The following is an 11,914-nucleotide window of genomic DNA, read 5'->3' on the forward strand; positions in this document are numbered from 1 at the left end:
ATATTCCAGTTTACTGGTTTATATTTCAATTTAAGATGTCTTTAAAATTATGGATTCGGAATTATTTATAAGAGAAATGCAGGCAGAAGACCTGGATGCAGCTATGAGGCTGAAATCAGTGGAAGGGTGGAACCAAACCAGAGCTGATTGGGAGTTGTTTTTAATAAATAACCCTGGTTTATGCCTGGTAGTGGTGGCTGAAGATAAAGTAGTAGGCACCGTTTGTTCCTTTTCCTATAAAGGTAAATTGGCCTGGATTGGAATGATGCTGGTAGACAGGATGTACAGAAGGAAAGGCATAAGTAAGAGACTTATGCATGAAGTTATCCAGCGAATAGGTGAAAATCAAAGCATAAAACTAGATGCAACTCCTGCAGGTCAAAAGGTGTATGAACAACTAGGCTTTGTCAAAGAATATTCCCTCTTTAGGTGGATTAGACCTAAAGGGGTATTGCAATTGAGGGGAATTCCTACCGATGAAGTGCTGAAAGTGGCTCAGGAAGATTTTGCTGAGGTGCTGTCCTATGACAAGAAGGTATTTGGAGCCGACAGGGAAGAGGTGTTGGTTCAGTTGTTCAATAGTTTTCCTCAGGGAGCTTTTCTCATTAAGCGAGAAGCAAAAATAGTTGGATTTGTTTTCTGTAGACCAGGGAGTAAATTTTTACAACTTGGGCCTTTGGTCGCCTCAAATGATGCACTAGCCCAAATGCTTGTCAATAAGGTTTTAATCGATTTTCAAGGAAGTGATCTGGTCTTAGATTTAGGAGAGCATCATTCAAAATTAAATCCATGGCTTGAAGAATGTGGCTTCACAAAGCAACGAGAGTTGATTAGAATGTTTATTCCCCCTCAATCTACTAATGGCAATATTGAAAGCTATTACTTGATAACCGGACCTGAATTAGGTTAAGTCCAATAAAAGGTATTGCTATTCTTTCGACTTTAAAATAATATTTAAATAATCATGTTTCCAGTGTGTTAGCAAAAGTGGAGGGCTAAAAAGGAAGGGCAGAGCGTTTTAAGTTCGATTAATTTTATAAATTGCGGTGATGGAAAATTTTGTTGTTTCTGCCAGAAAATATAGACCCTCGGACTTTAAGAGTGTGGTGGGGCAAAGCCATATTACCACTACGCTAAAGAATGCGATAAAAAATGAGCACTTGGCTCAGGCATTTTTGTTTTGTGGGCCAAGAGGAGTGGGTAAGACTACCTGCGCCAGAATTCTGGCCAAGACTATTAATTGTGAGAACCGCCAAGAGGATGGAGAGGCATGTAATGAATGCAGTTCATGTACCGCTTTCAACTCTAACAGTTCTTTTAATGTGCATGAATTGGATGCGGCGTCTAATAATACCGTCGATGATATGCGCAGCCTTGTAGAACAGGTAAGGTATGTGCCCCAGAAAGGCAAATACAAGGTCTACATTATTGATGAAGTTCACATGCTTACTACCCAGGCCTTCAATGCGTTTTTGAAAACACTTGAAGAGCCTCCCAAACATGCTATTTTCATCCTCGCTACCACTGAGAAGCATAAAATTATTCCAACAATCCTTTCTCGTTGTCAGATATTTGATTTTAATAGGATTCAGATACAAGATATCAGCCAGCATTTGGAATATATTTCTAAAGAAGAGGAGGTAGATTATGAAACTGAGGCATTAAGGTTAATTGCTACTAAAGCAGATGGTGCCCTTAGAGATGCACTTTCCATTTATGATTTAATTGTTACCTTCTCAGCGGGTAAAAAGGTTACCTATAAGGAAACCATCAATAATCTTCATGTTTTGGATTATGATTACTATTTTAAAGTAACAGATGCATTGCTTAAAGAGAGTATATCTAAAGCATTATTGATTTTTGACGAGATCCTTAAAAAAGGTTTTGATGGACATAATTTTTTAGTGGGGCTTAGTGAACACCTCAGAGATTTAATGGTGTGTAAAGACCCGGATACGGTCGTATTACTTCAGGTTTCTGACACTGCTAAAGCCAGGTATGTAGCGCAAGCTGAAGAGAGTCCTTTTTCATTCTTATTGTCTGCCTTAAATATTTGCAACCAGGCAGACTTGTCCTATAAAACCAGTAAAAACCAAAGACTACATGTAGAGTTGGTTTTAATGAAATTGGCGAAGTTGCCCCATGCCATTTCACTTGCCGCTGTGGCAGGGGAGGAGGCAAAAAAAAAAGCCTAACGAATGAGACGGAAATAAAGGCTGAGAATCCAGGATATTCAAAGTCTTCTATCCATAGTGACCCTGTCTCGGCGATAAAAAAGACCATTACCATCCCATCCAATCTTAAAGCTGTTGAAAAACAAATTAAGGACCGGCCACTGGAAGAATTGACCAAAAAAGAAGCGGTAAAAGAGGAAGTCTCTGAGGTGAATGAGGATCTCCCCAGGCAGCCACTCAACTCGGATACAGTTAAAACAGTTTTTGAAGAAGTATTGGTTGAATTTAAGCAAGACCATAAAAACATGGAAATGGCTTTACTCAGCCAACCTTTTGAACTTAGGGGGTTAGAAGTCGTTTTTATGCTTAGCTCAGGGCTACATGAAGACTTATTCCCTAAATTAAAACCAGAGCTTACGGGAATGTTGAGAAGGAAGCTGAGGCATCCTGATGTAGAGGTGACGTTTGAAATTACTAAAGAAGTAAAAGACCCTTTAAAAAACCTCTATACATCCAGAGAGAAATTAACCTATCTGATGGAGAAGTCACCTGCACTAAAAGAATTGAAAAAACGCTTTGGCTTACAAGCTGATTTTTAAAGCTGAAAGAGGGTGCCAGGTGCCAATCTTTCCAGTAATTACCCCTTACGCCACTGTGATGCTAAATAATTTTAAGTTGTCCCTCCATAGGTAGGGCGAAACAGGTTTTTTATTAAAATCTAAGAGGTTAGTTAAAAATCTAGAGCAATTCCGAAATTTAGCAGGTTTTGGAGTTGTATGGCACGTGTAGCTGGACCATCATCTTGTGAAATATAGACACTTTCATCATAAATCATAATGGTTTCAATTCTAGTGGTGATGTATTTATTCACCTTCAAACTGATTACAGAATTGAAATTGACTACTGTGTTACCCAATTTCTCATAATTGGTAAAGAGGTTAAGGTCCATTTTCCATCTTACATTCTCCATCAATTGAAAATCAGCAGAAGAACCCAAAGAAATACCTGCTTCTGGCCTTACCTTTTCTCCTGGTATTACCCCAAATGCTCCAGCCATACTCAGAGAATCATCCAAAACGACAGTAAACCTTCCGGTAAAAGGAGACAAGATTGAAGAAAACTTGCCGTTGTTTTTAAAAGTTGTCTGGTAATTCAAACCAGTGGAAGACTGGACGTATCCAGGGCTTAAAAAATCAGAAAGTCGACTTCTACTATCTCTTTCAGCACCTGAAGGCCGAAAATAACGATAACCTTCCAGCAGTTGTGTTCGCGCATCAATCTGGGTGGAGAGGTATATTTTTTTACTTAGTTGCCGGCCATATTTACTAATGAAAATAAAGTTGTCATTGGATTTTCTTGTAGGAAAAGCCCTTCCTGCCTGGCGGTTAATCCCATAATTGATATTCAACTTGGTGTCCCAGATGATGTTTTCCTTTTTGTAATTGGCAAATAGTTGTAACCCGGTATTTAAAGCAAAAGAACTTGCTCCCCCAGCAGCCCAGTTACTAAGACTTACTTGTTGCAAGCTAAAATTGAAATTGCCACCATTTTTCCAATAAATAGGTTCTACTTCTGTGGTGAAAATCAAGGAATCTCCCAGCATTACAAGTGTATCACCACCGATGATTACAGTATCTGCCTTAGACAATGCGTCCTGACCCTGTACAAAGCTGATTTTTGTAGCAAATAGTAAAAATAAAATTAAAACAATCCTTGTGTGCATGGCGAATAAACGGTGGATTACAAATATACAGTCAATTATTTTATTTATTTTCTAATTTCCAGTTTTTGTCCCACAGAGAGGATATTATCTTCACTTATGTTGTTCCAATTTCTTAATTCATCTACTGTGACACCATAACTTCTGGAGATGGAATAGAGTGTGTCTCCCGGTTTTACCTGGTGTTCTCTATATGCAGTCTTTATTTCTGTAGGTATTTGGGTTTGTGGAGCGTTTTCTGACTTTTTATCAGGCACAGCCACAGGCGCATGAGGTTTGGCTGTAGGCGTCCTTTGAGGACGCTTTTGATCAGATTTTGCCTGAGCTGGTGCAGGAGTTAACTTAACCCGTGCAATTGCTTCATCCTTTTTGTAATATTTTCTTAAACGCAACACCATGCCGGGAAGAAGTTGTTCGTCTTTATAGACCCTGTTTTTTGCCATCAGAGAGTGTTTACGGATGCCATACAATTGAGAGATTCCCCAGAGGGTTTCTCCTGGTTGAACGATATGCTCAGGTGTTTTTGCCTTGCTTTTTTTGCTTTTAGTATAATAATAGCCACCTCTTTGTATAGGATCTGATGGCTTTAAATCATTTACCCTTCTTAATTTCCCTTCACTTATTCCTGCCTGAATGGCAAGTTGGCTTTGGTTGTTGGAAATCGCAACAATTCCTTTAATGCCATTTATTTTGATTTGATTCGGCTGGTTTGAATTCCCGGTATCCCCTGAGATTTTAGGGAAGCCCATGGCATTTGATTTTACAGGAAGTAGGCCGTTATCGTTGGTGGAGGGAGTATTATTGGTAAGTAAAGGCCGTTCAGGTACTATCCCTTTTAAAATATAGGTGATAGTGTAGGTCCGATCACCTGGAATGCTACCCTTCAAACACCATTTGTTGTATTCTTTTAAATGATTTTCGCTTACACCTAGTGTTTTGGCTACAGATTTAAGATTGGCTGGGCCCTGAATTGGGTATTCATGCAAATAATCCCCATTGCTCACCACTTTTCCTAATTGACCCTGGTAGGCGATTTTGTGTGCCAGGAACTTCTTAAGGTACCAATAGGTATTCCTATCGATGTCCATACTTCGATGACCCTTGTATTTGTCTTTATAATAACCTCTTGCTCCACCCAATCCCATTTGATAGGAAACCAGCGTTGTCGCCCAGTTGTCCATGTACCTTTGGTGTTTTTTTAAGTATTTCGCGGCTCCTCTTGTGGAGGAAACAATGCTTTTTCGTTCATCTACTTCATTGTCCACCCTTAAGAAGACTTCTTCTGCTGTACCTTTCTTAAATTGCCAAAAACCAACAGCATTTGATGTCGATACCGCATCTGAAATGAGACTACTCTCCTGAATGGCTAGAAATTTAAAGTCGTCAGGTACTCCTTCTTCCCTAAGCACTCTTTCTATAATGGGCAGATAAAGATTTACCCGGTCCAATTTTACCTGAAAATGAGAGGCACTTCTATATTGAGCATCCACATCTGCCTGAATATCTTTTCGGGCTGCATCATTAAGTTTTAAGGTTAGCCCAGCAAAGTCTATGACACGAGGTACTTGTGGTACCTGTCCAAAAACCGGGAGGCAAATGTTTAGAAAAAATAAAATGCTGGCAATTACTGTTTTTTTCATTCTTATTCCGGTTAAAGCTTTCTGGCAAGCATGATGCCATCTCTTATCGGTAAAATTACATTCTCTACGCGTTGATCAGCATTGACTTGCTCGTTGAAAGCGAGAATAGTTGCTGTATCCTTGTCAACTTTTTTACGGTTTTTGGACAGGACTTTTCCAGACCATAAAATATTGTCGGCTAAAATTAAACCTCCTGGCTTAATTTTATCAACGATAAGATTATAGTAATTGACATAGTTGCGCTTGTCTGCATCAATAAAAATAAAATCAAAAGGCCCTGACAACGTAGGGATAATTTCAAGCGCATCTCCTATTCTGTAATCGATTTTGTCTTCTAAGCCTGATTGATTGAAAAAACCTTGAACCATTTCTTCCAATTCTTCATTGATATCAATCGTTGTCAATTTGCCTGTAGCGCCCAATCCCCGAGCAAGAAATATAGAAGCATAGCCTGTATACGTTCCGATTTCTAGAATATTTTTGGCCCCGCTCATTTTCACCAGAATTTCCAATATTTTCCCCTGTAAGTGCCCTGATAACATTCTTGGCTTTAGCACCTTAAGATTTGTTTGTCTACGGATCAATTGAAGCAGCTCGTCTTCACTACCGCTATTTTGTTCACAATAGTTTAATAGGTCTTCGTCAATCATAATTATTTTGGTAGATAGGTTAAAAAACTAAATTTATCTACATCGTATATTTCATTGGCCAACTCCATAAGCTCTTCGGCTGTAGAAGAGCGAATGCTTGAAAAAATATCTTCAAGCCGTTCAATTTTCCCTTTGTCAAGAAGTGTTTTTCCATAGACAAGCATCAAGCCGGCATAGTTTTCCTCTGCCATGGCCATTTGGCCTATGGCCTGCTCTTTGCCCATGTGCAGTTGCATACTACCAAGTTTTTTGGTGCAAATGCGATGGATTTCTTTTAAGACGATTTTACGGGCTTTGTCGGCTGCCTTTTCTTCTGTGCCATAATAGATCCCGATAAAACCTGTATCTGTAAATGCCTGATAAACTGATTCAATACTGTAAACCAAACCATGTTTTTCCCTCAAAGCCATATTTAGCCTTGAATTCATGCTGGGGCCTCCCAATATATTGTTTAGCAAATGAAGCTTAAACCTTCTAGGATCATCTATTGAAAGTGCAAGCTTGCCCAAGGCACAATTGGCCTGCGTGATGTCCTTTTGGAAAGCGATGGACTGTGGCCTGTAAGCCAGAGAAGGGGTTCTTTTTACCAAACTTTCAGTAGCAGGAATATTACTTAATAAAGGACTTAACCGGTTAAGGGCTTTTTTGAAACTGATATTGCCCACCACAGAGACCACAATTCGAGAGGTATCCATGTGTTGAGCAATGAAATTAATGAAATCCTCCTGGGTGAAATTTTTTACCGAGTTCTCTGTACCCAGAATATTGTAGCCCAGGGAATGGTTGGGGTAAAGCAAACTGTCAAATTCATCCTGAAGGGCATCGTCCGGTGAATCCCGGTACATGGCCATTTCTTCCAATATAACCTGTCGCTCTTTTTCTATTTGTTTGGGTGGAAAAGTACTGTTGAAGGTTATGTCACAGAGTAAATCTGCTGCTTTGTCCCAATGCTGCTGTAATACAGTTGCGTAGAAACAGATTTTCTCTTTGGTAGTATAGGCATTAAGCTCGCCACCGACAGAGTCAAGCCTGTTTAAGATATGAAAGGCCTTTCTTTTTTTTGTGCCTTTAAAAGCCATGTGTTCCCAAAAGTGCGCCAATCCTACCTGATCTTCAGTTTCATCCCTACTGCCGATATCAAGAATAAACCCACAATGGACCAGTCGGGTACTGGTTACTTCCTGATGTACAACTCTGATTCCGTTTTCAAACGCCTTGATTTGATATGTCATGCCTCTCTTTCCAAAGTACAAAAATAGCATCAATTATCGGGAAAGAAACCAGGTAAGGGAAAAATTGGATCCTTGTATGAAATTTATATGAAAAATGGGGCCTTTGTATCGCTCATAAAAAAATAAAGAAAAAAAATGTCAGCTAGTAAAACTAAATTGGCTTTGAAAGCATCTTAGCATTAGATCATTTGTACATAGTAGACTTTCCAATGAATAAAATAAATCCAGACGATCAGATTATCCAAAGGGCTCAAAAAGGAGATCCCATCGCCCAGGGATTATTGGTGAAGACTTGGTACAAAAGAGTGTTTAATTATTCTTTAAGGATACTAGGTGATTATGATGCAGCGATGGAAGTGAGTCAGCAAACTTTCATAACAGTGTGGCTCAAATTGCCTGGATTAAAAGATGCTGCCAAATTTCAAACTTGGTTGTATACTATTCTACACAATCATTGTCTTGGGGAAAGGCGAAAAGCAACGAACCGAAGATATGAAAGTATAAATTACTCTCCTGAAGCGCAGGGAAATTTTCGTTCAGATTATATTTCACCTTCGGGTGATCCTGAGTCATTAATGATGGACCAGGAACTTAAATTATGTCTTGAAAAGGGGTTAATGGAGTTGTCAGAAGAACAACGAAGTGTTTTGATTATGAAAGAATTTGAGGGATTGAAATTTAGAGAAATAGCAGAAATTTTGGGTGTTTCGGAAAATACAGTCAAATCCAGGCTGTATTATGCATTCAAACACCTAAGAAAATATTTAAACAAAATGAACATCAATCAAAATAGCTTTGATTATGGAGAATAGCACTGACAAAGATAGATTAATGGCTTACCTCTATGGGGAATTGTCCTCAGACGAAAAGAAGGAGGTAGAAGGGGAATTAGCGGAAAACCATGACTTGCATAAAGAACACAAAGACTTTATGCGAATCCGTGGTTATTTGAACCATTTAGAAGATGTTCCTGTACACCCTCCCTTATTACTTCCAACACCAACTGCTTCCCTTTTGTCAAAGCCAGCTGTAAGGCTGGTTGCCATCCTGGGGGTAATTGTCGGATTATTAATTTTCACAGCCAAGGTTACAGGCTTGAGTGTTTTTTCAAATTCGAACGGCCTACTTATAACTTTTGGTAATAAGGGGCAATTTATGGAATCGGATGGGCAACTAATTCCAAACGTAAGTGCTACATCAGTAGGTCTTGAAGCGAGAATCCAAAATATAGAAAAACTTCTCGATCAGGAAAGGCTGGTCTCAATAAAAATTTTAGATCAGCTATCAGAAGGATACCAGGTTCCGGAATTATTGGTTAGGAAGGAACTTGATCAATTGGAAAAAAACATAACAAATAAATTGAAGGTGGCAATAGAAAATGGGCAAGCCATTAATAAGGAATACCACAAAAAACTAGTGGTTGAATTAGGGGAGGAACAGCTATTGCAAAGCAACGAAATCCTTAAAGTTATGATGGCTGAGATGAAGGATATTCGGGAATACGACCTATTGTACCTTCAGATGGTACTGGCAGGAATAGAGGCAGATAAAGAAAACCTACTAGCTGAAACAAATAAATACTTATCTGATCATTATTACCTCAATGGTAACCTTAAACACGAATAAATATGAAAACCTACCGTATGTTATTGTTGTTTCTGCTCTTTTTTTCACAAGGCCTCATGGCTCAGGGAATTGACCAGAACTTGATGGAAAAAGACATCGAGGTGGCGGAAACCATTCTTAAAGGTTTGATTACTCCCCAAGGGAAGTCACAGGCCTTTTCAATAGTTTCAAATGGAGAAGTGATGGTTTTGGATATGGACCAGCCAATACCCCAAAATAGCCTTAGATTACATTCAGGTAATTCTAATAAAATGCGCTCCCAGTATATCAAAGGTTTTGGGGTAATGATAGCTATTGATATTAGAGACCAGGTGTTTAATGGGTTTCACATGTATAATAGCCAACCTATTATAGATAGTACTACGGTACCAACAAAAGGAGCGATCAACATGCAAAGTTTCAATGGAGATCAAACCTTTGAATCCAAAATTGGTTTGGGGAAAACGTCGTCTGTAACGAAAAGCATCCAAGGTTTTAAGTCAGATGGTAATAATATAGAGAAAGAAAACTTGATAACTTATTTGCTGGATTATGGCCAACTTATATCTCAAATGGCCCCAGATGACAAGTTGATGGTAGTATTAATTGAAAACAAAGATTCTGGATTGGCATTCAATATAAATGACACCCATAAGGTTGATTATAATGTTAGTGCAGCTATTACTAAAGCCGATTTAACTGATTTTACAACTGGGAAAATAAATAGGGAAGAGGCCATAACCCGCATTCAATTTTCAAGTTTGGATACCACTAAAATTGCACAAGATTTATTGGTATTCGCTTCAATTCTTGAGCGATTGTATCAGATAGATTTGTCAGAAAACTACTATATTCAACAAAAACCGTCCGTTCAGATTCTCCCAGGTTTTGGAGTAATCTATTCCATTAATCTATTTTCTTCGATAAGGAAAAACAAAGGGTTTTATGATTTCCCTACTTTAAATCTTAGAAATATAAGCGAAAAAGAAAGAGATGACAAGTTAGTTGGTCTTTACCCCGATTTTTTGAAGGAAATTACCAAGCAGTTTATCAACTACGGAAAAACCATTAAGTCCATTGCTCCAAATGAGCGAGTGCTGTTGCGCTTAAACATGCCCAGTTGTAATACCTGCCAATTGCCAGGAACTGTTGAGATTTCAGCCAAAGCAAAAGATTTGTTGGCCTATGGCAAAGGTGAAATGAACTTAAAGCAAATCATGCAAAAAGTATTTACAGAAATTATTTAAACTGAAGAAATATCCATTATCTGATAGGGTCACTTCCAAATAGCAAGATTGCCTAAGGACAATGCCCCTTATCACTAAAAATCCTTTTGAAAGTCCAAGTTTAATCATTTATCCAGAGTTAACTGTATTCATTAATTTATTGGGCTCTATTGATTTGAAGTTAGGCTTATGCAATTGTGGTGAGACAAAGTGCCTCAGTCAAGTAATAACCAATTTCCTTAATTTTAATTTAAAAAATACATCCATGAAAATAGTAAAATACATCACCTTGACCCTCTTGTGGTTTATAGTTAATTCTTGTTCTGACAATCCTCAAAAAATTTTCAACAAAGCTAAAATGAAATTGTCTGATCAAAAGTACTTTAGCTATTTTCAAAAAGCGTATTACCCTAACCCCATGGGGACATACGATACCTTAATTGCTTCGCTTGTATTTAGTAATGCTGATAACAGTGTTATAGGCTATGATTTTTTAATAAAATCAGAAAGGGGCGATGAAATATATACCAACGGGGAATATAGGATAGTAAATCACGCCCAAAAGGAAGTAATTTTTTATCCATCAGAAAAACAGGAAGAAATAAAACACCAAATTAATGGTAATTCATACATCAATTATTCACCAGTAGCCTTACTAAATCAATCGGAGTGGAAATTCGATAAAGACACGCTTATTGGTGGGGAATCGTATGGAGATTTTTTTAAAGTTGAAAGTGATACCATCGTAAACGGTAACACAATTTATACAGAGCTACGCATTTTCATTAATAGTGAATCGAAGCGACTAGAGAGGTTTGAACGCAGAAACTATTTTAAAGGGGATCTCAATCAAACAATAGTGTATGAATATTCTGACTTTAATGCTGAAAAATCAAGTGTGTCTCTTACTTATGATTATCCAGAAGGTTACAAGTCTGTCGCTTATGGGAGTGAGTATGAAGAGAAGATGCTGGCCCTTGGTCAGGTTGCCCCTATTTTTTTAGCCGATGATTTGCAAAATAATACCGTTGATTTAGAAGAGTTCAAGGGTAAAAAAGTACTACTGAATTTTTCAGTAATAAACTGCGGGTATTGCCTTCAAGCCCTCCATCATTTTAACCAAAAGGATTATCAATTGCCAAATAATGTTTTGGCCTTGTACATAAATCCACTTGATTCCAGAAATAAGGTAATCGATTACGTTGAAAAATTTCTTGTCCCTTTCCCCGTAATTGCAGGGGCAAAAGAAATTGCGGAAATGTATGGCGTATCAGCTTACCCTACTTTCATTCTTATCAATGAAGAGGGGCTTATTGAGAAAACCATACTTGGATATGATAAAGTGTTTCTGGACCAATTGAATAATGGTCAATTATAGTTCGACCGTATTCAAGGAAATAAAAGTTACCTTTTTTAATGAACCTTTTTATTTCGGGATCACTCAAAGGGGATCATTTAATTGTATGGTTTAAAGCCATGTAGTTTTATGTTTAATTCCTCGAAATCAACCATTTTTTCCATTTTCAACTTATCCAATGAACATTAAATAAAAAAAATCATTTTTTTTTTCAAAAAGTTTTTTTGAGGTGAAATGCAATTTAAGTAAAACGATTTGCAATTAAGGTTTTTCGTAATGGTTGAAAGTATAAAACATTGATTTTCAAAGG

General features: G+C 37.9%; 11 protein-coding genes. 7 read left to right on the forward strand and 4 right to left on the reverse strand.

Features of this window, described 5'->3' with window-relative positions; translation table 11 throughout:
- Window positions 1-49 precede the first annotated feature (49 nt).
- The 3 genes from AC0L7T_RS07750 (at window position 50) to AC0L7T_RS07760 (ending at window position 2,773) form a co-directional block, all read left to right on the forward strand.
- Window positions 50-910, forward strand: a complete 861-nt coding sequence (locus AC0L7T_RS07750) for a GNAT family N-acetyltransferase (RefSeq protein ID WP_473341969.1) — start codon at window positions 50-52, stop codon at window positions 908-910.
- Between the two features lie 139 nt (window positions 911-1,049).
- The gene (locus tag AC0L7T_RS07755; protein WP_473341970.1) at window positions 1,050-2,195 is read left to right on the forward strand and encodes a DNA polymerase III subunit gamma/tau; all 1,146 of its coding nucleotides are present in this window, start codon (window positions 1,050-1,052) and stop codon (window positions 2,193-2,195) included.
- A 149-nt stretch (window positions 2,196-2,344) separates the two neighbouring features.
- Window positions 2,345-2,773 carry a hypothetical protein gene (locus AC0L7T_RS07760; protein ID WP_473341972.1) on the forward strand — a complete coding sequence of 143 codons (429 nt, stop codon included), beginning with the start codon at window positions 2,345-2,347 and terminating at the stop codon, window positions 2,771-2,773.
- Window positions 2,774-2,904: 131 nt separating this feature from the next.
- On the opposite strand, the gene AC0L7T_RS07765 is transcribed toward AC0L7T_RS07760, so the two are convergent.
- From AC0L7T_RS07765 to AC0L7T_RS07780, 4 genes are read right to left on the reverse strand one after another with little or no spacing between them, the layout of a single operon-like run.
- Window positions 2,905-3,897 carry a DUF3078 domain-containing protein gene (locus tag AC0L7T_RS07765; protein ID WP_473341973.1) on the reverse strand — a complete coding sequence of 331 codons (993 nt, stop codon included), beginning with the start codon at window positions 3,895-3,897 and terminating at the stop codon, window positions 2,905-2,907.
- A gap of 44 nt (window positions 3,898-3,941) precedes the next feature.
- On the reverse strand, window positions 3,942-5,534 hold the full coding sequence (locus AC0L7T_RS07770) for a LysM peptidoglycan-binding domain-containing protein (RefSeq protein ID WP_473341974.1): 1,593 nt from the start codon (window positions 5,532-5,534) through the stop codon (window positions 3,942-3,944).
- An 11-nt stretch (window positions 5,535-5,545) separates the two neighbouring features.
- On the reverse strand, window positions 5,546-6,184 hold the full coding sequence (locus tag AC0L7T_RS07775) for an O-methyltransferase (RefSeq protein ID WP_473341975.1): 639 nt from the start codon (window positions 6,182-6,184) through the stop codon (window positions 5,546-5,548).
- A gap of 2 nt (window positions 6,185-6,186) precedes the next feature.
- Complete coding sequence (locus AC0L7T_RS07780; protein WP_473341976.1) at window positions 6,187-7,416, reverse strand: M16 family metallopeptidase; 1,230 nt, start codon at window positions 7,414-7,416, stop codon at window positions 6,187-6,189.
- A gap of 209 nt (window positions 7,417-7,625) precedes the next feature.
- On the opposite strand from AC0L7T_RS07780, the gene AC0L7T_RS07785 reads away from it, so the two are divergent.
- The 4 genes from AC0L7T_RS07785 (at window position 7,626) to AC0L7T_RS07800 (ending at window position 11,625) form a co-directional block, all read left to right on the forward strand.
- The gene (locus AC0L7T_RS07785; RefSeq protein WP_473341977.1) at window positions 7,626-8,228 is read left to right on the forward strand and encodes an RNA polymerase sigma factor; all 603 of its coding nucleotides are present in this window, start codon (window positions 7,626-7,628) and stop codon (window positions 8,226-8,228) included.
- A complete protein-coding gene (locus AC0L7T_RS07790) occupies window positions 8,218-9,042 on the forward strand; it encodes an anti-sigma factor family protein (protein WP_473341978.1) in 825 nt (274 codons plus the stop codon). The genes AC0L7T_RS07785 and AC0L7T_RS07790 overlap by 11 nt, the downstream gene beginning before the upstream one ends.
- A 2-nt stretch (window positions 9,043-9,044) precedes the next feature.
- Window positions 9,045-10,268, forward strand: a complete 1,224-nt coding sequence (locus AC0L7T_RS07795; RefSeq protein ID WP_473341979.1) for a hypothetical protein — start codon at window positions 9,045-9,047, stop codon at window positions 10,266-10,268.
- A gap of 244 nt (window positions 10,269-10,512) precedes the next feature.
- Window positions 10,513-11,625: a TlpA family protein disulfide reductase gene (locus AC0L7T_RS07800; protein WP_473341980.1), complete on the forward strand. Its 1,113-nt coding sequence runs from the start codon at window positions 10,513-10,515 to the stop codon at window positions 11,623-11,625.
- Window positions 11,626-11,914: the final 289 nt, after the last annotated feature.

It is taken from the genome of Cyclobacterium sp. 10D3-21, assembly GCF_055809755.1.